Genomic DNA, 21,473 nt, shown 5'->3' on the forward strand with positions numbered 1-21,473 from the left:
TCACCCGGTGAACGCCTCCGCGAACGCCCCTGAACTCTGGCTCACCCCGCTGCAGTCCGTGGCCGCGTCGTCCTGCCCGGTCTTCCCGTCCTCGCACTGCCGGTCCCGGAACGCCGACCACATCGACACCCAGGCGACCCCCTTGCGCTCCGCGAACGTCCGCACCTGCGCCGCGTCGGACAGCGTGAACGTCTCCCCGGCCACGTCGTTGACGCCGATCATCGAGGTGAGCGCCATGCCCCGCCAGGCGTTCGCGTCCGACAGCCCGAACACCTTCTTCAGCTGGGCGTGCGCGGCGGTCGCGGAGGTCACGGCGTAGTCCCCCATGTCACCGCCGTACGACTCGCCGTAGTTCATGGTCATGAGATTGACGGTGGAGACCTGCACGTCGTACGTGTTCGCGGACTCCAGCAGCGCGAGGCCCTCCGCGTCGAGCCCCGAGGGCATCACCGGAAGGGTGAAGGAGACCTTCAGGTCCGGGCGTTCCTTCTGCAACCGCGCTATCGCCCGCGAACGCAGTGCGACCGAGGCGGAGTTCGTCAGTTCGTCGCCCTCGATGTCGAAGTCGGCCTCACCGGCACCCGCCGCGTCCAGCGCCTCGCCATAGGCGGAGGCGAGTTCCGAAACGCTGTCACAGACGGCGGCCAACTCCTTTCCGGATGCGCCGCCGAACGAAACACGGACGTCCGCTCCGGTTTTCTTCAGCGAGGATATCCGGGACTTCACGGCGGAGTCGGCGATCGCCTCGGTGCCGTTCCACTTCGGTGTGCAGCCACTGCCGCCGGAGATCACGAAGGCGAGGTTGTACGTCGCCGGGGACCCGGCGGAGTCGGTCGCCGCGGCCTCGGTGGCGCTGACGTAGGGGGCGTAGACGGTGCTGGTGGCGGGGGCGGCGGCGGTGCTGGAGGTGACGGTGTGCGGTGCGCTCGCGGCCTGCGCGGAACAACCCGTCACCGCGAGCGCGACCGCGCAGCCGGCCCCGGCCATCGGCCTCAGTGGACTCCTCATGAGGGGGAATCTCTCACACCGAGGTGTGGATTCCGTGCGATTTCTCAGCCCGCCGACAGGTTCGAGGCGCCTTCATGGGCGGCTCACAAGGATCTCGGGTGGCTCACAAGAATTCCTGAGAAATGGCCACACAAAGGCTCTCTAATATCCGGGGAATGCAATCCGAACCCGCCAGCGAAACCCGCGCCGCCGGGCGCGGCCGTCGCCGCAAACATGGCAACGGGTCCACCGAGGGACCCGTGTTCGTTGACACCACCGGACGCCGGTCGAAGGTGCTGCGCCGGCTCGGCCTGTTCCTCGGCGCCGTCTGCCTCGCCTACGCGGGCGTGCTCGCCGCCGCCTTCATGGGCTGGGGCACCTCGCTGAACCCGTCATCCCTGCTGCCCTTCGGCACCGACGCCGACGGCGCCCGGGCGCCCGGGCAGATACGGCCGGAGGGCGGCACCGGCCGCCAGGCGGACCCGCCGGACACCCTCCGGCCGACGGCTCCGCCCACCACGTCCACGCCCCCGTCCGCCTCCGCCTCCGCGTCCGCGGGCGCCAACTGACCGGAGCACAGCGGAAGTCATGACCACACCGACATCCTCCCGGGGCCGCAGGCGCGCGCCCACCCGCATCGAACGCGCGGCAGGCAGGGCCGCGGCGCTGCAACGCCCCCGCGTCATCCTCGCCCTCCTGCTCCTGCTCGCGCTGACCTGCGCGATGCTGCTCGACGGGTACCTGCGCGCCGAGGTCGGCGGCGACCAGCGCGTGCGCAGTGGGGCCGACTCCAGCGAGGTCCCGGACGCGATCCTCGACGGCGGCCCGATCCTCACCTTCCGGGGCGGCCAGGCGACCACGGTCTCCGTCCCGGCCAAGACCATCGCCCTCACCTTCGACGACGGCCCGAACCCGACCTGGACGCCCCAGGTCCTGGAAATCCTGCGGAAGTACGACGTCCCCGGCACGTTCTTCCTGGTCGGCTCCATGGTGTCGCGCTACCCGGGCATCGTGCGGACGATGGTCGAGCAGGGCAACGAGGTCGGCATCCACACGTTCACGCACGTCGACCTGTCGTACCAGTCCGCGTCCCGCGTCGACCGCGAGATGGAGCAGACGCAGCTCGCCCTCGCCGGTGCGGCAGGTATCACCACGACCCTGTTCCGGGCGCCGTACTCCTCCGAGACGGACGCCATCGACAACTACAGCTGGCCCGTCTACAAGCGGCTCGGCGAGGACGGCTACACCAGCGTCTTCGTCGACACCGACAGCGACGACTGGAAGCGGCCGGGCGTCTCCGACATCGTGAACTGGGCCACCCCGAAGGGCACGCAGGGGGCCTCGGTGCTCTTCCACGACGCGGGCGGCGAACGCTCGCAGACGATCGCCGCGCTGCCGAAGTACATCGAGAAGATGAAGGCGAAGGGCTACACCTTCACCACCATCAGCGGGGTCATGGAGCGGCAGCGCGCGGCCACCCGGCAGCCGGCGGGCGGCGGCACGCCGACCGGGCTCCGCCTCCAGGCCGCCCACCACAAGGCCACCGGTCTGACCCTCTACGAGGGCAAGGCCCTCGTCGCGGCGGTGGCCGTCGCTGAGTGGACCGTGCCCACGCTGTCGGTCGGGCTGGTGGTCGTCGGGGTGGCCGTGCTGGGCCGTTTCGGGATGATGCTGGTCCTCGCCCGCCGTCACCACCGGCAGCGCAACGGACGCCGGTTCACCTGGGGCCCTCCGGTCACCGGGCCGGTGAGCGTGATCGTCCCGGCGTTCAACGAGAAGGAGTGCATCGCCCACACGCTTCGGTCGCTGGCGCGCAGCACCCACCCGATCGAGATCATCGTGGTGGACGACGGCTCGACCGACGGCACCTCGCGCATCGCGCGCGACGCGGCCGAGTCGCTCGGCATGACGAACGTGCGGGTGATCCGCCAGGAGAACGCCGGCAAGCCGGCCGCCCTGAACAACGGCGTGCGCAACGCGTCGTACGACATCGTCGTCATGATGGACGGCGACACGGTCTTCGAACCGGACACCGTGCGCCAGTTGGTGCAGCCGTTCGCCGACCCGTCCGTCGGCGCGGTCGCCGGCAACGCCAAGGTCGGCAACCGCACCACGGTGATCGGCGCCTGGCAGCACATCGAGTACGTGATGGGCTTCAACCTCGACCGGCGCATGTACGACCTGCTGCGCTGCATGCCCACCATCCCGGGGGCGATCGGCGCGTTCCGCCGCGCCGCCGTGCTGGCGGTCGGCGGCATGAGCGAGGACACCCTCGCCGAGGACACCGACATCACCATCGCCATGCACCGCGCGGGCTGGCGGGTCGTCTACCAGGAGCACGCCCGGGCCTGGACGGAGGCGCCCGGCTCCCTGGGGCAGCTCTGGTCCCAGCGCTACCGCTGGTCGTACGGCACCATGCAGGCCCTGTGGAAGCACCGCAAGTCCCTGACGGACCGGGGACCGTCGGGCCGCTTCGGCCGCGTCGGCATGCCCCTGGTGGTGATCTTCCAGGTCGTGACCCCGCTGTTCGCCCCGCTCATCGACGTCTTCACCGTCTACTCCATGGTCTTCGTCGACCTCCGGGCGGCCCTGCTGGCCTGGCTGGCGGTCCTCGGTGTCCAGCTCCTCTGCGCGGCCTACGCCTTCCGCCTGGACCGGGAGAAGTACCGCTACCTGCTGATGATGCCCCTGCAACAACTGGCCTACCGCCAGATGATGTACCTCGTCCTCATCCACTCCTGCGTCACCGCGCTCACGGGCGGCCGCCTGCGCTGGCAGAAGCTGAGGCGGACGGGCGAGGTCGGGACACCGGCGGGGGCGGGCTGAGATGGGGGCGCACAGCAGGACGGCGGCCGGTCCCGCCGTACGGCCGTCCCGGCCCGGGCCCGCCGGACGCGACCGCTACTTCGACACGCTCAGGGCCCTGGCGCTGGTCCGGGTGGTGACGTACCACACCTTCGGGTGGGCCTGGTGCGGCCTGGTGTTCCCCTCCATGGGCGTCATGTTCGCCCTGGCCGGGACCCTGATGGCCAAGTCCCTGGAACGCCCGGCCCCGAAGGTCGTCAGGAGCAGGCTCAGACGGCTCCTGCCCCCGTTCTGGTTCTGGGGGTTCTTCGTGGTGCTCGCGATGCTTGTCCACGGCTGGATGCCGGGCCGGGAGATCGTCTACTGGGTCGTCCCGCTCGGCGACCCGCCGGGCGACGCGTGGGGCGAGCAGGCCTGGGAGATCCTCTGGTACCTGCGCACCTACCTCTGGTTCGTGCTGCTCTCCCCGCTGCTGCTGCGGGTCTTCCGGCTCGCCCCGGTCCCGGTCCTGGTGCTGTCCCTCGCGCCGGTCCTGGTGCTGAACTTCGTCTGGTCCGGCCCGGACGGCCGGCTGGGCAGCGCCCTGTGGGACCTGTCGACGTACCTCTGCTGCTGGCTGCTCGGCTTCGCCCACCGCGACGGCGTGCTCCAGCGGGCGAAGCCGGCCCCGGTGGCCGTCCTGTCGCTCGCGGCCCTCGGTTACGGCGCCTGGTACGCCTTCACGCACCAGGCGGACTTCGGAACGTACGACCTGGACGAGAACCCCCTCGCCCAGGCGTTCTGGTCGGCCGGCTTCGTGCTGCCGCTGATGTGGGCGAAGGCGCGCTTCCGGATCGACTTCGCCCGCCTGACCCGGTTCCGGCGCCTGGACCGCACGGTCACCGTGTTCAACGCCCGCGCGGTGACGATCTACCTGTGGCACCAGATCGCGCTGGTGCTGGCCGTCCCGCTGATCGACCGGCTCTGGAACGTGCCGGCCTTCGAGACGTACCTCCCGCTGGACAGCCAGTGGTTCCTGTTCGGCGTCGGCTGGGTGCTGATCGCCTTCTTCGTGCTGGCCTGCGGGTGGGTGGAGGACGTGGCGGCACGCAAGAAGCCGACGCTCCTGCCCGGAGGGCGGGCTGCAAGAATGGGCGGGTGACCCGCGCTTCCCTGAACAAGCAGCCGCACGAAGTCGCCTCGATGTTCGACGACGTGGCGGAACGGTACGACCTGACGAACGACGTGCTGTCGCTCGGCCAGGACCGGCGCTGGCGCAAGGAGGTGGCGAAGGCGGTCGACGCGCGCCCCGCGCAGAAGGTCCTGGACCTCGCCGCCGGAACGGCAACCTCCTCGCTGCCGTTCGCGCGGACCGGCGCGTACGTCGTCCCCTGCGACTTCTCCCTCGGCATGCTCCAGGTCGGCAAGAAGAAGCACACCTGGCTGCCGTTCACGGCGGGCGACGCGACGAGGCTGCCCTTCAAGGACGACACCTTCGACGCGGTGACGATCTCCTTCGGGCTGCGCAACGTGCAGGACACGGACGCGGCGCTGCGCGAGATGCACCGGGTCACCCGGCCCGGCGGACGCGTGGTGATCTGCGAGTTCTCCCACCCGACGTGGGCGCCGTTCCGCACCGTCTACACCGAGTACCTGATGCGGGCGCTGCCGTCGGTCGCGCGCGCGGTGTCCTCCAACCCCGACGCGTACGTCTACCTCGCCGAGTCCATCCGGGCCTGGCCCGACCAGCCCGCACTCGCCGAACGGCTGCGCAATGCGGGCTGGTCCAAGGTGGCGTGGCGCAACCTCACCGGCGGGGTGGTCTCGCTGCACCGGGGCTTCAAGGAGTAGCGGGCTGCGAGGAGCGGCGGGCTCCGGGTGGGCCGGGGCTCGGAGGAGTGGCGGGCCCCGGGTGGGCCGGGGCTTCGGAGAGCTTCAGGAAGAGCCGAATCCGGCCACCGCGTACGGGTCGCCGGGCTGCTCCAGCTCCCGTTGCAGTCCGCCCGCCGGGGGTCGCGGAACGCGCGGCTCACGCACGCCTCCGCCGCCCTCGCCCTCACCGAAGTCGAACCAGACGTACACCATCGAGTCCGGCGGCACCTCGGCACCGGGCTGCGGATACTGGCGCACGACGTAGTCGACGACGGTGCGGTGGAACTCCGGGCGGTCCGGCGCGTTGAGGAACAGGCCCCGCGCCCTGGCCGTTTCGCGCGCGTCCACGGCCATCAGACCGACCAGACGCGGGACGCGCACTTCGGGTGTTTTGGGTGTTATACGCACAGATGTCACCCCCAGCGGTACTGGCAGGGTAACTCTCACCCGGCCCACCCGGAAGGCGCCGGTGTCTTTCTGTAGCAGACGACTACTCCGCGTGAGGGAAGCGGAGCCGGAAACACAGGGCCGGCGCGTTCAGCGTGGGGTGCGGGTAGGTCTCCGCCCGCTCCATGCCGAGCCGCCGGGTCACCGCGATCGACCGCTCGTTGCCCTGAAGGACCATCGCCACCACTCCCGGCACCCCGGCCCCCCGGACACGTCCGAGCGCCTCCCGCGCCGCCGCGGTCGCGTACCCCTTGCCCCAGTGCGCCCGCCCGAGCCGCCAGCCGATCTCGATCTCGCCGACCGGCCCCCAGTCCCGCGGCCACGGCTGCGCGCCGGTGAAGCCGATGACCTCGCCGGACTCGTCCAGCAGGGTCCACAGGCAGAAGCCGTGCTCCGCGTCGTGCCGCCGCTGGCGCGCGGTGAGTTCCTCGTACACCGACAGCTCCGCCGGCCTGCCGCCGTGGAACTCCATCACCTCCGGGTCGGCGAAGACCCGGTGCCAGGCGACCGCGTCCTCGTGCGTGGGAACGCGCAGCCGTACCGCGGGGAGAGGTCGGTTCACAGGGCAGCCCTTCAGCCAGGCGAGCAAGTCCGCTGAATAGACTGCCCATGTCCAGTGCCGGTCGGCACGCAGATTTCGAAACCTTGGGGAGATCCCGCCGTGACCGAGCCCCTCTCCGACCACACCGCCGATGTGATCGTCGTGGGCGCGGGGCCAGCCGGCTCCACGACCGCGTACCACCTCGCCAAGGCCGGTCTCGACGTCCTGCTCCTGGAGAAGACCGAGTTCCCGCGCGAGAAGGTGTGCGGCGACGGCCTCACCCCGCGCGCGGTCAAGCAGCTCGTCGCCATGGGCATCGACATCTCCGAGGAGGCCGGCTGGCTGCGCAACAAGGGCCTGCGCATCATCGGCGGCGGCTCCCGCCTCCAGCTCGACTGGCCGGACCTCGCCGCCTACCCGAACTACGGGCTGGTCCGCAAGCGCGACGACTTCGACGAGCAGCTCGCCCGCAACGCCCAGAAGGCCGGCGCCCGGCTGTACGAGCGCTGCAACGTCAGCGGCCCGGTCGTGGACGACCGCACCGGCCGCATCACCGGCGTCACCGCCAAGCTCGGCGAGGAGAAGCGCGAGGTCACCTTCCACGCGCCGCTCGTCGTCGCCGCCGACGGCAACTCCACCCGCCTCTCCCTGGCGATGGGCCTGCACCGTCGCGAGGACCGCCCGATGGGCGTCGCCGTCCGCACGTACTTCCACAGCCCCCGCCACGACGACGACTACCTGGAGTCCTGGCTGGAACTGTGGGACCGCCGCGGACCCCAGGACCGCCTGCTGCCCGGCTACGGCTGGATCTTCGGCATGGGCGACGGCACGTCGAACGTGGGCCTCGGCGTGCTGAACACCTCCGCCTCCTTCAAGGAGCTGGACTGGCGCGAGATCCTCAAGGCGTGGTGCGCCTCCATGCCGGAGGACTGGGGCTACACCCCGGAGAACATGACCGGCCCGATCCGCGGCGCCGCCCTGCCCATGGCCTTCAACCGTCAGCCGCACTACACACGCGGGCTGCTGCTCGTCGGTGACGCCGGCGGCCTGGTGAACCCCTTCAACGGCGAGGGCATCGCCTACGCCATGGAGTCCGGCCAGATCGCCGCCGACGTCATCGTGCAGGCCCACGCGCGCGCGACGCCCGCCCAGCGCGAGATCGCCCTCCAGCGCTACCCGCGCGTCCTCAAGGACACCTACGGCGGCTACTACACGCTCGGCCGCGCCTTCGTGAAGCTCATCGGCAACCCGAAGGTCATGCAGATCGCCACCCAGCGCGGTCTGACCCACCCGCTGCTGATGAAGTTCACCCTGAAGCTGCTGGCGAACCTCACCGACCCCACGGGCGGCGACGCGATGGACCGCATCATCAACGGCCTGAGCAAGGTGGCCCCGAAGGCGTGACTAGGCGCTGAAAGCCGCGGCGTTGGCGGCCCGGCGCGCGTGCACCGCGTCCCGCCGGTCCGCCATCTGCCGCAGCGCGTCCTTCTTGTCCCGTTTCGAGAGCCGGTCCAGATAGACGTACCCGTTGGTGTGGTCGGTCTCGTGCGCCAGGCACCGCGCGAAGTACCCGGTGCCCTCGACGACGACGGCGTTGCCGTCCCTGTCCTGCCCGCGTACGACGGCCCGGTCCGGCCGCGGTACGGCCATCACGGCACCCGGTACCGACAGGCACCCCTCGCCCTCGTCCAGCAGCCGTCGCCCGGCCGTGGGCGTTTCGAGCACCGGATTGACGATGTGTCCGACATGTCGGACTGCGTCGTCATCGAGGCAGTCGTACACGAACAGCCGCAGATCCACCCCGACCTGATTCGCCGCCAGTCCGGCGCCCTCGGCCACGTACATGGTGCGGAACATGTCGTCGATGAGCGCGGCGAGGTCGGGCCCGAACTCCGTGACGTCCCGGCACGGCTTGTGCAGCACCTCCTCGCCGACCTCGGTGACACGGCGCACCGCGCCCCGCCCGGCCTCGGGGGCGTACCGCGGGTAGTGGTCGGCGGGACTTCCCTGTACGAACACGCGTGGCATCGCGTGGACTCCTTCGCTCGGCGACGGACCACCGGACGGCGGCCCGGGCAGAGCATGCCAGGAGCGAGGCGAGGGATGTCAGGGGCGAGGCGAGGCGTGTCAGGGACAGGCGAGGCGTGTCAGGGGTGACGTACGGCGTGTCCGTGACGGCGCACGGCGGCTCCAAGGGCACACGGCGTTCCAAGCACGGCGCACGGCGGTCCGGGTCTGGGGACGCCGCGAGGGCCGCTGCCCCGAGCGGCTGCGGCCCTACGCGTGTGAGAGGTGCGGAGTGCGCTCAGAGCACCCGCACGGCGCCCGTGGGCGGGTCGTACGACAGCGGGCGCTCCACGACCCCGGTGGAGGGGTTCTGCGCGCCCACGAACATGCCGTCGCCGACGTACACCGCGACGTGGTACGCGCTGCCCGCGCCGCCCCAGTACAGGATGTCGCCCGGCTGGAGGTTGCTCAGCGAGACCTGGGTGCCGGCCGTCGACTGGTCCTGGGAGACGCGCGGCAGGCTGATGCCGACCTGCTTGAAGGCCGTCTGCACCAGGCCGGAGCAGTCGTAGGCGGAGGGGCCGGTGGCGCCGGAGACGTACGCCTTGCCGACCTGCGCCTTGACGAAGCTGATGACGGCCGCGGCCGAACCGGTGGCCGTCGACGTGCTGGTGCTGGTGCTGGTGGACGTGGAGGTGGAGCCGGCGTCCACCGTGGTGGAGAGCGTGGTCCGCTCCGCGGTGCGGGAGGCGCGGGCGGCGGCCTCCTTGCGGGCGGCCTCCTGGGCCTTCTTCTTTGCCTCCGCCGCCTTCTTCTTGGCGTCGGCGAGGTCCGCCTTGGCCTGCTTCGCGGCCTTCGCGGCAGCCGCGTCACGCTCGGCCTGGAGCTGGTAGTTCGCGGCGGCCTGTTCGGTGGCGTCCGCGGACTGGGCCGCCTGAGCGGCCAGGTCGGCCGTCAGGGTGGGCAGTTCGAGGGTCTGCGTCACCGGCTCGGCAGCGTTCGCCGAGCCGGACGCCCCGGCGACTGCCAGGGTGCCGAGGACGCCACCGGCAACTCCGGCCCGCATCGCGAGGGTCGACGCGCTGCGGCGGGGCTTCCGGTGGCTGCGTATGTGAGCGGTGTGGGACATGGGAACAACCGGTACCAGGGGCTCCTTCATATCTTCAAGAAACGTGTGCTGCGCCACAGTTGTTCAATCGAGACCTGGAAAGCCGGGCGTGTCGCTCTTTATTGACGCCGTAACGGACATTGTGGACGCCCGTGATCAAGCCCTTGATCACGGTCTTTGATCATTAAGTCCGAATTGCCCCCGGCTTACCACTGGTTGGCTTCGTTGGCCAAGCCCGGTTCTCAGACGTCTCTCATGAATGTGGCGGACGTCACGGAACGATTACCGGAATAGCGGCGTCCGACGCCTGCTCGGCTCGTGAACGCATGCACGCGCCCCCATCGCGTCCACATCCCGCCCCGGCCTCCCTCCGAGGTGTGAACGCGCCCCACTATCAGCCCTCCGCGTCCATCGCCAATTTGCATGCATCGGAAGTCTCTTGATATGGAGACGCACCCTCCGGCCTGCGATGACATGCAAGATTGTCACTTCTGGTGATCAACTGAACGCTTCGCGTATGAAGATCACTCATCATCCGACTTCATGATCCTTCGTCAGGTGGTGGAGATCACAAAGCTTGTGCAATACCCCGTGTCGCAGATCACAGAGCGGCGGGCATAAGATGCGAGGCAGTTGGGCTTGTGACCTGCTTCACATGTTCGCGATCTTCGCCGGGGCGAGCGGGGTTCGTGGGACCGGTGAGGCCGGTGTGAGCCCAGTGCAACCGCCAGCAGTCAGCGCCGACTGAGAGGAGCGAGGAGCGGTGAACGCGTATGCGCCCATCCTCGTACTGGGAGCCCTCGGGGCAGGCTTTGCGATCTTCTCCGTGGTCATGGCCACGCTGATCGGTCCGAAGCGGTACAACCGCGCGAAGCTCGAAGCCTACGAGTGCGGCATCGAGCCGACCCCCACGCCGGCCGGCGGCGGGCGCTTCCCCATCAAGTACTACCTGACGGCGATGCTCTTCATCGTCTTCGACATCGAGATCGTCTTCCTCTACCCCTGGGCCGTCACCTTCGACGCCCTGGGGATCTTCGGGCTCGTGGAGATGCTGCTCTTCGTGCTCACCGTCTTCGTCGCGTACGCGTACGTATGGCGGCGCGGCGGCCTGGAATGGGACTGAGGGGCCTTTAACGACATGGGACTCGAAGAAAAGCTGCCGAGCGGCTTCCTGCTGACCACCGTCGAGCAGGCCGCGGGCTGGGTGCGCAAGGCGTCCGTCTTCCCGGCCACCTTCGGCCTCGCCTGCTGCGCCATCGAGATGATGACCACCGGCGCCGGCCGCTACGACCTGGCCCGCTTCGGCATGGAGGTCTTCCGCGGCTCACCGCGCCAGGCGGACCTGATGATCGTCGCGGGCCGGGTCAGCCAGAAGATGGCGCCCGTCCTGAGGCAGGTCTACGACCAGATGCCCAACCCCAAGTGGGTGATCTCCATGGGCGTCTGCGCCTCCTCCGGCGGCATGTTCAACAACTACGCGATCGTCCAGGGCGTCGACCACATCGTCCCGGTCGACATCTACCTCCCCGGCTGCCCGCCCCGCCCCGAGATGCTGATGGACGCGATCCTCAAGCTCCACCAGAAGATCCAGTCCTCCAAGCTCGGCGTGAACGCCGAGGAGGCGGCCCGCGAGGCGGAGGAGGCGGCGCTCAAGGCCCTGCCCACGATCGAGATGAAGGGGCTGTTGCGGTGAGCGACGCGAACGGCACGCAGGGGAACCACGGGGCGAACGGCCCCGCGAACGGGGTGAACGGCTCCGCGAACGGGGTGAACGGCTCCGCGAACGGGGTGAACCCCGAGAAGGACCTCTCCGCCTCCAACCTCCCCGGCCAGCGTGGCCAGGGCGGCGAGGAGATCCGCGTCCAGCGCGGCATGTTCGGCGCCAACAACGGCGGCGACACCTCCGGCTACGGCGGCCTGGTCCGCTCGGTCCGTCTCCCGGGACCGGCGACCCGGCCCTACGGCGGCTGGTTCGACGAGGTCGCCGACGAACTGGAGGGCGCCCTGGAGGAACAGGGTCTCCTCCCGGGGAACGCCATCGAGAAGACGGTCGTCGACCGCGGCGAGCTGACCTTCCACGTCGAACGCGAGCACCTGGTCCGCGTCGCCCGCACCCTGCGCGACGACCCGGCTCTGCGCTTCGAGCTGTGCACCGGCGTCAGCGGCGTCCACTACCCGAGCGACAAGGGCCGCGAGCTGCACGCCGTCTACCACCTGCGCTCGATCACCCACAACCGGCTGATCCGCCTCGAAGTCAGCGCGCCCGACAGCGATCCGCGCATCCCGTCGCTGGTCTCCGTCTACCCGACGAACGACTGGCACGAGCGTGAGACCTACGACTTCTTCGGCATCGTCTTCGAAGGTCACCCGGCCCTGACGCGGATCATGATGCCGGACGACTGGCAGGGCCACCCGCAGCGCAAGGACTACCCCCTCGGCGGCATCCCCGTCGAGTACAAGGGCGCCCAGATTCCGGCTCCGGACCAGCGGAGGTCGTACTCGTGAGCACGCAGTCAGCATCCGCCGCGTCGGCCGCCTCCGCGCGCGAGACCACCGAGGGCACCGTCTACACGGTCACCGGTGGCGACTGGGACGAGGTCGTCCAGTCCGCGGCCCGCGCCGACGACGAGCGCATCGTCGTCAACATGGGTCCCCAGCACCCGTCCACCCATGGGGTGCTCCGCCTGATCCTGGAGATCGAGGGCGAGACGGTCACCGAGGCCCGCTGCGGCATCGGCTACCTCCACACCGGCATCGAGAAGAACCTCGAATACCGCACGTGGACGCAGGGCACCACGTTCGTGACGCGCATGGACTACCTGACGTCCTTCTTCAACGAGACCGCCTACTGCCTCGCCGTCGAGAAGCTCCTCGGCATCGAGGACCAGATCACCGAGCGGGCCAAGATCATCCGGGTGCTCCTGATGGAGCTGAACCGGTTGTCCTCCCACCTGGTGTGCATCGCCACCGGCGGCATGGAGCTGGGCGCCACCACGATCATGATCTACGGATTCCGTGATCGTGAAATGATTCTCGACATCTACGAGCTGGTCACGGGCCTGCGCATGAACCACGCGTACATCCGGCCCGGCGGACTCGCCCAGGACTTGCCGCCCGGCGCGGTGGACCAGATCCGCGAGTTCGTGAAGAAGATGAAGAAGAACCTCCCGGAGTACGACAAGCTCGCCACCGGGAACCCCATCTTCAAGGCCCGCATGCAGGACATCGGCTACCTCGACCTGGCCGGCTGCATGGCCCTCGGCGCGACCGGCCCGATCCTGCGCGCCACCGGCCTGCCGCACGACCTGCGCAAGGCCCAGCCGTACTGCGACTACGAGACGTACGACTTCGACGTCCCCACCGCCGACACCTGCGACGCCTACGGCCGCTTCCTCATCCGCCTGGAGGAGATGCGCCAGTCGCTCGGGATCGTCGAGCAGTGCCTGGACCGGCTCCAGCCCGGTCCGGTCATGGTCGCCGACAAGAAGATCGCCTGGCCCGCCCAGCTCGCCCTGGGGCCGGACGGGCTCGGCAACTCCCTCGACCACATCAAGAAGATCATGGGCACCTCCATGGAGGCCCTGATCCACCACTTCAAGCTGGTCACCGAGGGCTTCCGGGTCCCGCCGGGACAGGCGTACGCGGCCGTCGAGTCGCCCAAGGGCGAACTCGGGGTGCACGCGGTCTCCGACGGCGGCACCCGCCCCTACCGGGTCCACTTCCGCGACCCGTCCTTCACCAACCTTCAGGCCATGGCGGCGATGTGCGAGGGCGGCCAGGTCGCCGACGTCATCGTCGCCGTCGCGTCCATCGACCCCGTGATGGGAGGCGTCGACCGGTGACCACCTCTTCTTCCGAGCGGGGCGTCAGCCTGGGCATGCCCGAACTGCCCGCACCCGCGTACCCGGACGACGTCCGGGCCCGGCTGGAGGCGGACGCGCGCGAAGTGATCGCGCGCTACCCGGACTCCCGGTCCGCCCTGCTGCCGCTGCTCCACCTCGTGCAGTCGGAGGAGGGCCATGTCACGCGCACCGGCATGCGGTTCTGCGCGGACATGCTGGGTCTGACCACGGCCGAGGTCACCGCCGTCGCCACCTTCTACACGATGTACCGGCGCAGGCCGTCCGGTGACTACCAGGTCGGCGTCTGCACCAACACGCTGTGCGCGGTCATGGGCGGCGACGCGATCTTCGAGACCCTCCAGGAGCACCTGGGCGTCGGCAACGGCGAGACCACGGACGACGGCAAGGTCACCCTGGAGCACATCGAGTGCAACGCGGCCTGCGACTACGCGCCGGTCGTGATGGTCAACTGGGAGTTCTTCGACAACCAGACCCCGGCGAGCGCCAAGCGCCTGGTCGACGATCTGCGGGCGGGGCGCTCCGTGCAGCCCACGCGCGGGGCGCGCCTGTGCACCTTCAAGGAGACCGCGCGGATCCTGGCCGGCTTCCCCGACGAGCGGCCCGGGGCCGTCGAGGAGGGCGGCAGTGCGGGACCCGCGTCGCTGGTGGGCCTTCGCCTGGCAAGGGGAGAGGCCGCACCCGCGCGCGTGGTCCATCCGCGCGGCGGTCCGCACGAGGAACCCCAGGACAGGGTGCACGAGCCGTCGCCGGCCGAGCACCTCAGCTCCCATGACGCGCCGCAGGACACATCGGCCTCCGACCCTGCCCACCCCGCGGGGCCTACCGCAGAGGAGGGGGAGTGATGACCGTGGTATCCGAGGTCAAGGACCCGAGCCCGGAGAAGCTGCTCGCACCCGTGCTGTCGGCCTTCTGGGACGAGGACCGGTCCTGGACTCTGGACGTCTACCGGAGGCACGAGGGGTACGAGGGGCTCCGCAAGGCCCTCGCCATGTCACCGGACGACCTGATCGCGTACGTCAAGGACTCCGGGCTGCGGGGCCGCGGCGGCGCGGGATTCCCGACCGGGATGAAGTGGCAGTTCATCCCTCAGGGTGATGGGAAACCGCACTATCTAGTTGTCAACGCCGACGAGTCGGAGCCGGGCACCTGCAAGGACATCCCGCTCCTCTTCGCGAACCCGCACAGCCTCATCGAGGGCATCGTGATCGCGTGCTACGCCATCAGGTCGTCGCATGCCTTCATCTATCTGCGGGGTGAAGTCGTCCCCGTCCTGCGGCGGTTGCACGAGGCCGTGCGCGAGGCCTACGAGGCGGGCTACCTCGGCGAGAACATCCTGGGCAGCGGACTCGACCTCCAGCTCACCGTGCACGCCGGCGCCGGCGCGTACATCTGCGGTGAGGAGACCGCACTGCTCGACTCGCTCGAAGGCCGCCGTGGTCAACCGCGGCTCCGTCCCCCCTTCCCTGCGGTGGAAGGCCTCTACGCCTGTCCCACTGTGGTGAACAACGTCGAGTCGATCGCGTCGGTTCCCGCCATCCTGAAAAACGGCAAGGACTGGTTCAGGTCGATGGGCAGCGAGAAGTCCCCGGGCTTCACGCTCTACTCGCTCAGCGGCCATGTCGCGAGCCCCGGCCAGTACGAGGCCCCGCTCGGCGTCACGCTGCGCCAGCTCCTCGACATGAGCGGCGGCATGCGGCCGGGCCACCGCCTGAAGTTCTGGACGCCGGGCGGCTCCTCCACGCCGATGTTCACCGACGAGCACCTCGACGTCCCCCTCGACTACGAGGGCGTCGGCGCCGCCGGCTCCATGCTCGGCACCAAGGCGCTGCAGTGCTTCGACGAGACGACCTGCGTGGTGCGGGCGGTGACCCGCTGGACCGAGTTCTACGCCCACGAGTCCTGCGGCAAGTGCACACCCTGCCGCGAAGGGACGTACTGGCTGGTGCAGTTGCTGCGGGACATCGAGGCCGGCAAGGGCGTGATGTCCGACCTCGACAAGCTCGCCGACATCGCCGACAACATCAACGGCAAGTCCTTCTGCGCCCTCGGCGACGGCGCCGCGTCCCCGATCTTCTCCTCGCTGAAGTACTTCCGCGAGGAGTACGAGCAGCACATCACGGGCCGGGGCTGCCCCTTCGACCCGGCCAAGTCGACGGCCTGGGCGGACCGCCCGGAGGTGAACGCATGACCGTGACCACCAGTGCTCCCGCGGGTGGGGGAGAGGCGGCGGTCCCGCCGGAGGACCTCGTCACGCTGACGATCGACGGCATCGAGATCAGCGTGCCCAAGGGCACCCTGGTCATCCGGGCCGCCGAGCAGCTCGGCATCGAGATCCCCCGCTTCTGCGACCACCCCCTGCTGGACCCGGCCGGCGCCTGCCGCCAGTGCATCGTCGAGGTCGAGGGCCAGCGCAAGCCGATGGCGTCCTGCACGATCACGTGCACCGACGGCATGGTCGTGAAGACCCACCTGACCTCGCCGGTCGCCGAGAAGGCGCAGCACGGTGTGATGGAGCTGCTGCTCATCAACCACCCGCTGGACTGCCCGGTCTGCGACAAGGGCGGCGAGTGCCCGCTGCAGAACCAGGCGATGTCGCACGGCAACGCCGAGTCCCGCTTCGACGGCAAGAAGCGGACCTACGAGAAGCCCGTACCGATCTCCACCCAGGTGCTGCTCGACCGCGAGCGGTGCGTGCTGTGCGCCCGCTGCACCCGCTTCTCCAACCAGATCGCGGGCGACCCCATGATCGAGCTGGTCGAGCGGGGCGCGCTCCAGCAGGTCGGCACCGGTGAGGGTGACCCGTTCGAGTCGTACTTCTCCGGCAACACCATCCAGATCTGCCCGGTCGGCGCGCTCACCTCGGCCGCCTACCGGTTCCGCTCCCGCCCCTTCGACCTCGTCTCCTCCCCGTCGGTGTGCGAGCACTGCTCCGGCGGCTGCGCCACCCGCACCGACCACCGGCGCGGCAAGGTCATGCGGCGGCTCGCCGCCTACGACCCCGAGGTCAACGAGGAGTGGATCTGCGACAAGGGACGCTTCGCGTTCCGGTACGCGCAGCTGAGGGACCGCCTCGACACGCCGCTGGTGCGCAACGCCGACGGTGTCCTGGAGCCCGCCTCCTGGCCCGAGGCGCTGGAAGCCGCCGCGCGGGGTCTGAGCGCCGCCCGCTCCCGGGCCGGTGTCCTCATCGGCGGCAGGCTGACCGTCGAGGACGCCTACGCCTACAGCAAGTTCGCGCGCGTGGCGCTCGACACCAACGACATCGACTTCCGCGCGCGCGTGCACAGCGGCGAGGAGGCCGACTTCCTGGCGGCCCGGGTGGCCGGCCGCGGCCGGGACCTCGACGGTACGGGTGTCACGTACACCTCCTTGGAGAAGGCGCCCGCCGTCCTGCTGGTCGGCTTCGAGTCGGAGGAGGAGGCACCCGGCGTCTTCCTGCGGCTGCGCAAGGCCTGGCGCAAGCGCAAGCAGCGGGTGTTCGCGCTGGCCACGCACGCCACCCGGGGCCTGGAGAAGACGGGCGGCACGCTGCTGCCGGCCGCTCCGGGCACCGAGACCGAGTGGCTGGACGCGCTCGCGAGCGGCGTCGGCCTGGAGGAGCCCGGCACCCTCGCCGCCGAGGCCCTGCGCGCCGAGGGCGCCGTCATCGTCGTAGGAGAGCGGCTGGCCGGTGTCGCGGGCGGACTCACCGCCGCGCTGCGCGCCGCCACCGCGACCGGCGCCGAACTGGTGTGGATCCCGCGCCGGGCCGGTGAGCGCGGTGCCGTCGAGGTGGGCGCGCTGCCCTCGCTGCTGCCGGGTGGTCGCCCGGCGACCGACCCGCGCGCGCGGGAGGAGGTCGCCGCCGTCTGGGGCCTCGCCGAACTCCCGGCGCGCCACGGCCGCGACACCCACCAGATCGTCGAGGCCGCCGCCACCGGCGAACTCTCGGCGCTCCTGGTCGCCGGCGTGGAGGTCGCCGACCTGCCCGACCCGGCACGCGCGCGTGAGGCGCTGGAGAACGTCGGCTTCCTGGTGTCGCTGGAGCTGCGGCCCAGCGAGGTCACCGCCCGCGCCGACGTCGTCCTGCCGGTCGCCGCGGTCGCCGAGAAGGCGGGCACCTTCCTCAACTGGGAGGGCCGCGTGCGCTTCTTCGAGGCCGCGCTCAAGCCCGACCAGATGACCCGCCCGCTCGCGCCGACCGACACGCGGGTGCTGCACATGCTCGCCGACGCCATGGACGGTGCCGAAGGCGCCGACGGGCGCCGGCTGCTGGGCCTGCCGGATCTGCGCACCACGCGCGCGGAGATCGACCGGCTCGGCTCCTGGGACGGCCCCCGTGCCTCCGGGCCCATGGAGATCGCGGGCGCGCTGCCCCGCCCGGCCGCCGGCGAGGCCGTGCTCGCCGGGCACCGGCTGCTGCTCGACCAGGGCCTCCTCCAGGAGGGCGACGAGGCGCTCGCCGGGACCCGGCACGCCGCACGCGCGCGCGTGTCCGCCGCGACGGCCGCCGAGGCTGGCGTCGCGGACGGCGAGGTCCTCACCGTCACCGGCCCCGCCGGCACGGTCGGACTGCCCCTGGAGATCACCGAGATGCCCGACCGGGTGGTGTGGCTCCCGCTGAACTCCGCCGGTGCCGGCGTCGCCTCCGACACCGGGGCACGCCCCGGCTCCCTCGTCCGCATCGGCCCGGCGGCAGTCGCCGAAGAGGCCCCCAAGGAGGTGGAGGCATGAGCCCGTACCTCGCCGCTGAAGACCTCTCGATGTTCGGCCGCGACCCCTGGTGGCTGGTCGTCGTCAAAGCGGTCTTCTGCTTCGCGTTCCTGATGGTGACCGTGCTGTTCTCCATCGTCTGGGAGCGCAAGGTCGTCGCCTGGATGCAGTTGCGCATCGGCCCCAACCGGCACGGCCCCTGGGGCATGCTCCAGTCGCTCGCCGACGGCGTGAAGCTGATGCTCAAGGAAGACCTCATCGTCAAGCGCGCGGACAAGGTGGTCTACGTCCTCGCGCCGATCGTCGCGGCCGTCCCGGCCTTCATGGCGATCGCGGTGATCCCCTTCGGACCGGCCGGCAACGAGATCTCGGTCTTCGGCCACCGCACCACGATGCAGCTCACCGACCTGCCGATCGCGATGCTCTACATCCTCGCCATCGCCTCGGTCGGCATCTACGGCATCGTGCTGGCGGGCTGGAGTTCCGGGTCCACCTACCCGCTCCTGGGCGGCCTGCGCTCCTGCGCGCAGATGATCTCGTACGAGATCGCCATGGGCGCCGCGTTCGCCTCCGTGTTCCTCTACTCGGGGTCGATGTCGACGTCCACGATCGTGGAGCAGCAGCACGACCGCTGGTACATCCTGCTGCTGCCGGTCTCCTTCATCCTGTACATCGTCACGATGGTCGGCGAGACCAACCGCGCCCCCTTCGACATGCCGGAGTCCGAGGGCGACCTGGTCGGCGGCTTCAACACCGAGTACTCGTCCATCAAGTTCGCGATGTTCATGCTCGCCGAGTACGTGAACATGGTGACGGTCTCGGCCGTCTCGACCACCCTGTTCCTCGGCGGCTGGCGCGCCCCCTGGCCGGTCAGCTCCTTCTGGGAGGGCGCGAACCACGGCTGGTGGCCGCTGCTCTGGTTCGTCATCAAGGTGCAGCTGCTGCTGTTCTTCTTCATCTGGCTGCGCGGCACGCTCCCGCGCGTGCGCTACGACCAGCTGATGAAGCTCGGCTGGAAGGTCCTCATCCCGGTCTCGGTGACCTGGCTGATGCTGGTCGCGACCGTCCGCGCCCTGCGCAACGAGAACTACGACTTCGCCGACATCGCCCTCTACGTCGGTGGGGGTGTCCTCGCCCTGCTGCTGATCTCCTTCGTCGCCGACATGTTCCGCGACAAGGCCGGGCCGGCCGAGGAGCCCGGCGGCCGGCAGCCGGCGTTCGACCCGATGGCGGGCGGGTTCCCGGTGCCGCCGCTGCCCGGTCAGGAGCTGCCGCCCGTGCCGCGGCGCCGCCCCCGGTGGGGCGAGCGGGAGCTGATTGTCAGTGGTGGGCCGGACACTGTCAGTGACGGATCTTCGGATGGAAAGGAGGCGTCCGATGGCTGAGGAGCCTCAGGAGTCCGGGCAGACCAAGCCCGGCTTCCAGAACCCCGTGGCCGGCTTCGGCGTGACCTTCAAGGCCATGTTCAAGAAGCGGCTGACCGAGCAGTACCCGGAGCAGAAGAAGACCACGGCTCCGCGGTTCCACGGACGGCACCAGCTCAACCGCCATCCGGACGGCCTGGAGAAGTGCGTCGGCTGTGAGCTGTGCGCCTGGGCCTGCCCCGCCGACGCCATCTACGTGGAGGGCGCCGACAACACCGACGAGGAGCGCTACTCGCCGGGCGAGCGGTACGGCCGCGTCTACCAGATCAACTACGCCCGCTGCATCCTGTGCGGGCTGTGCATCGAGGCGTGCCCCACGCGCGCGCTGACGATGACGAACGAGTTCGAACTGGCCGACTCCAGCCGCGCCAACCTCATCTACACCAAGGAGCAGCTGCTCGCCGGTCTCGAAGAGGGCATGGTCGACACGCCGCACGCGATCTTCCCGGGGACGGACGAACAGGACTACTACCGCGGCCTGGTGACGCAGGCCGCGCCCGGTACGGTCCGCCAGGTGGCCGTCTCCACGGGCGAGGTCCCGCAGGAGGCCGCGTCCACCTTCGGCGAGGACGAGCCGGCCTCGGAGAAGGTGATCCGCCGATGAGCGCACAGCAGCTCGCCGCCTACACCACCTCCACCGGTGAGGCGTTCCAGTTCTGGGTCCTCGGCACGATCGCGGTGATCGGCGCCCTGTGCACCGTCTTCATGAAGAAGGCCGTGCACAGCGCGCTCTGCCTCGCCGGCACCATGATCGTCCTGGCGGTGTTCTACCTCGCCAACGGTGCCTACTTCCTCGGGATCGTGCAGATCGTCGTCTACACCGGCGCGATCATGATGCTGTTCCTGTTCGTGGTGATGCTCGTCGGCGTCACGGCCGCGGACTCCCTGAGAGAGACCATCAAGGGCCAGCGCTGGCTGGCCCTGCTGTGCGGGATCGGCTTCGGGGTCCTGCTGTTCGCCGGCATCGGCAACGCCTCCCTGAAGGAGTTCGAGGGCACAGGCCGGGCGAACGCGAACGGCAATGTGGAGGGGCTGGCGTCCCTCATCTTCACCAAGTACGTCTTCGCCTTCGAGATCACCGGCGCGCTGCTCATCACGGCCGCGGTCGGCGCCATGGTGCTCACCCACCGGGAGCGCACCGAGCGCGCCAAGACGCAGCGCGAGCTGTCCGAACAGCGCGTCCGCGAGGGCAAGCACCTCCCGCCGCTGCCCGCCCCCGGTGTCTACGCCCGGCACAACGCCGTGGACATCGCGGGCCTGCTGCCCGACGGCACCCCGTCCGAGCTGACCGTCAACAAGACGCTTCGCGAACGCGGCCAGATCCGTGACGTGTCCGCGGAGGCCCTCAACGACCTGCGGGCGCTGGAGCAGCGCGCGGAGGAGCGCCTGGAGCGCCGGGCGATCGAGCCGGAGACGTTCAAGCGGCCCGAGGAGGCGTCGAAGTGAACCCGGTCAACTACCTCTACCTCGCCGCCCTGTTGTTCACGATCGGCGCGACCGGCGTCCTGATCCGGCGCAACGCCATCGTGGTCTTCATGTGCATCGAGCTGATGCTCAACGCCTGCAACCTCGCGTTCGTCACCTTCTCCCGGATGCACGGCAACCTCGACGGCCAGATCATCGCCTTCTTCACGATGGTCGTCGCCGCCGCGGAGGTCGTGGTGGGTCTCGCGATCATCGTGTCGCTGTTCCGCGCCCGCCACTCGGCCTCGGTCGACGACGCCAGCCTGATGAAGCTGTAAGGGGTC

21 protein-coding genes are annotated in these 21,473 nt (G+C 70.0%); 16 read left to right on the forward strand and 5 right to left on the reverse strand.

Going from position 1 to position 21,473, the window contains the following annotated elements; all coding sequences use genetic code 11:
• Positions 1-1,008 carry a chitinase gene (locus tag ACH4LD_RS24325; RefSeq protein WP_398056561.1) on the reverse strand — a complete coding sequence of 336 codons (1,008 nt, stop codon included), beginning with the start codon at positions 1,006-1,008 and terminating at the stop codon, positions 1-3.
• Positions 1,009-1,247: 239 nt separating this feature from the next.
• Here ACH4LD_RS24325 and ACH4LD_RS24330 point away from each other — a divergent pair, with 239 nt between their 5' ends.
• The 4 genes from ACH4LD_RS24330 to ACH4LD_RS24345 are packed head-to-tail and all read left to right on the forward strand — an operon-like array spanning position 1,248 to position 5,622.
• The gene (locus tag ACH4LD_RS24330) at positions 1,248-1,556 is read left to right on the forward strand and encodes a hypothetical protein (RefSeq protein WP_398056560.1); all 309 of its coding nucleotides are present in this window, start codon (positions 1,248-1,250) and stop codon (positions 1,554-1,556) included.
• Between the two features lie 19 nt (positions 1,557-1,575).
• On the forward strand, positions 1,576-3,813 hold the full coding sequence (locus ACH4LD_RS24335) for a bifunctional polysaccharide deacetylase/glycosyltransferase family 2 protein (protein ID WP_398056559.1): 2,238 nt from the start codon (positions 1,576-1,578) through the stop codon (positions 3,811-3,813).
• A 1-nt stretch (position 3,814) separates the two neighbouring features.
• A complete protein-coding gene (locus tag ACH4LD_RS24340) occupies positions 3,815-4,933 on the forward strand; it encodes an acyltransferase (protein WP_398056558.1) in 1,119 nt (372 codons plus the stop codon).
• Positions 4,930-5,622, forward strand: coding sequence for a demethylmenaquinone methyltransferase (locus ACH4LD_RS24345; RefSeq protein ID WP_398056557.1), 693 nt, complete (start codon positions 4,930-4,932; stop codon positions 5,620-5,622). The genes ACH4LD_RS24340 and ACH4LD_RS24345 overlap by 4 nt, the downstream gene beginning before the upstream one ends.
• A gap of 84 nt (positions 5,623-5,706) precedes the next feature.
• Here ACH4LD_RS24345 and ACH4LD_RS24350 read toward each other — a convergent pair whose 3' ends face one another.
• Complete coding sequence (locus ACH4LD_RS24350) at positions 5,707-6,024, reverse strand: PASTA domain-containing protein (RefSeq protein WP_398056556.1); 318 nt, start codon at positions 6,022-6,024, stop codon at positions 5,707-5,709.
• A 109-nt stretch (positions 6,025-6,133) separates the two neighbouring features.
• Positions 6,134-6,652, reverse strand: a complete 519-nt coding sequence (locus ACH4LD_RS24355; RefSeq protein ID WP_398056555.1) for a GNAT family N-acetyltransferase — start codon at positions 6,650-6,652, stop codon at positions 6,134-6,136.
• Positions 6,653-6,751: 99 nt separating this feature from the next.
• Here ACH4LD_RS24355 and ACH4LD_RS24360 point away from each other — a divergent pair, with 99 nt between their 5' ends.
• Complete coding sequence (locus tag ACH4LD_RS24360; RefSeq protein ID WP_030640999.1) at positions 6,752-8,035, forward strand: geranylgeranyl reductase family protein; 1,284 nt, start codon at positions 6,752-6,754, stop codon at positions 8,033-8,035.
• Here ACH4LD_RS24360 and def read toward each other — a convergent pair whose 3' ends face one another.
• Both def and ACH4LD_RS24370 read right to left on the reverse strand, forming a co-directional pair.
• Complete coding sequence (gene def / locus ACH4LD_RS24365; protein WP_398056554.1) at positions 8,036-8,659, reverse strand: peptide deformylase; 624 nt, start codon at positions 8,657-8,659, stop codon at positions 8,036-8,038.
• Positions 8,660-8,936: 277 nt separating this feature from the next.
• Positions 8,937-9,767 carry a C40 family peptidase gene (locus ACH4LD_RS24370; RefSeq protein ID WP_398056553.1) on the reverse strand — a complete coding sequence of 277 codons (831 nt, stop codon included), beginning with the start codon at positions 9,765-9,767 and terminating at the stop codon, positions 8,937-8,939.
• 742 nt (positions 9,768-10,509) lie between these two features.
• On the opposite strand from ACH4LD_RS24370, the gene ACH4LD_RS24375 reads away from it, so the two are divergent.
• Genes ACH4LD_RS24375 through nuoK form a run of 11 tightly spaced genes read left to right on the forward strand, consistent with a single transcriptional unit; the run spans position 10,510 to position 21,467 of the window.
• Positions 10,510-10,869, forward strand: a complete 360-nt coding sequence (locus tag ACH4LD_RS24375; protein WP_003992243.1) for an NADH-quinone oxidoreductase subunit A — start codon at positions 10,510-10,512, stop codon at positions 10,867-10,869.
• A 15-nt stretch (positions 10,870-10,884) separates the two neighbouring features.
• Positions 10,885-11,439 carry an NADH-quinone oxidoreductase subunit B family protein gene (locus tag ACH4LD_RS24380; RefSeq protein ID WP_007383964.1) on the forward strand — a complete coding sequence of 185 codons (555 nt, stop codon included), beginning with the start codon at positions 10,885-10,887 and terminating at the stop codon, positions 11,437-11,439.
• A gap of 53 nt (positions 11,440-11,492) precedes the next feature.
• Positions 11,493-12,251 (forward strand): NADH-quinone oxidoreductase subunit C, encoded by a 759-nt coding sequence (locus tag ACH4LD_RS24385; protein WP_398056607.1) that lies wholly within the window; start codon positions 11,493-11,495, stop codon positions 12,249-12,251.
• Entirely contained in the window at positions 12,248-13,588 is a 1,341-nt protein-coding gene (locus tag ACH4LD_RS24390) for an NADH-quinone oxidoreductase subunit D (RefSeq protein ID WP_103812731.1), read from the forward strand. The genes ACH4LD_RS24385 and ACH4LD_RS24390 overlap by 4 nt, the downstream gene beginning before the upstream one ends.
• Complete coding sequence (gene nuoE / locus ACH4LD_RS24395; protein ID WP_132787066.1) at positions 13,585-14,451, forward strand: NADH-quinone oxidoreductase subunit NuoE; 867 nt, start codon at positions 13,585-13,587, stop codon at positions 14,449-14,451. Before ACH4LD_RS24390 ends, nuoE begins: the two co-directional genes overlap by 4 nt.
• Positions 14,451-15,797, forward strand: coding sequence for an NADH-quinone oxidoreductase subunit NuoF (gene nuoF / locus ACH4LD_RS24400; protein ID WP_398056552.1), 1,347 nt, complete (start codon positions 14,451-14,453; stop codon positions 15,795-15,797). The genes nuoE and nuoF overlap by 1 nt, the downstream gene beginning before the upstream one ends.
• Complete coding sequence (locus ACH4LD_RS24405; protein ID WP_398056551.1) at positions 15,794-18,322, forward strand: NADH-quinone oxidoreductase subunit G; 2,529 nt, start codon at positions 15,794-15,796, stop codon at positions 18,320-18,322. Before nuoF ends, ACH4LD_RS24405 begins: the two co-directional genes overlap by 4 nt.
• Positions 18,319-19,686 (forward strand): NADH-quinone oxidoreductase subunit NuoH, encoded by a 1,368-nt coding sequence (gene nuoH / locus ACH4LD_RS24410; RefSeq protein ID WP_398056550.1) that lies wholly within the window; start codon positions 18,319-18,321, stop codon positions 19,684-19,686. The genes ACH4LD_RS24405 and nuoH overlap by 4 nt, the downstream gene beginning before the upstream one ends.
• Complete coding sequence (gene nuoI / locus ACH4LD_RS24415; protein ID WP_398056549.1) at positions 19,679-20,329, forward strand: NADH-quinone oxidoreductase subunit NuoI; 651 nt, start codon at positions 19,679-19,681, stop codon at positions 20,327-20,329. Before nuoH ends, nuoI begins: the two co-directional genes overlap by 8 nt.
• Positions 20,326-21,171, forward strand: a complete 846-nt coding sequence (locus ACH4LD_RS24420) for an NADH-quinone oxidoreductase subunit J (RefSeq protein ID WP_398056548.1) — start codon at positions 20,326-20,328, stop codon at positions 21,169-21,171. Before nuoI ends, ACH4LD_RS24420 begins: the two co-directional genes overlap by 4 nt.
• A complete protein-coding gene (nuoK, locus tag ACH4LD_RS24425) occupies positions 21,168-21,467 on the forward strand; it encodes an NADH-quinone oxidoreductase subunit NuoK (protein ID WP_030641022.1) in 300 nt (99 codons plus the stop codon). The genes ACH4LD_RS24420 and nuoK overlap by 4 nt, the downstream gene beginning before the upstream one ends.
• Positions 21,468-21,473: the final 6 nt, after the last annotated feature.

Origin of the sequence: Streptomyces sp. NPDC017676, assembly GCF_044329325.1 — a bacterium.
Taxonomy (GTDB): domain Bacteria; phylum Actinomycetota; class Actinomycetes; order Streptomycetales; family Streptomycetaceae; genus Streptomyces.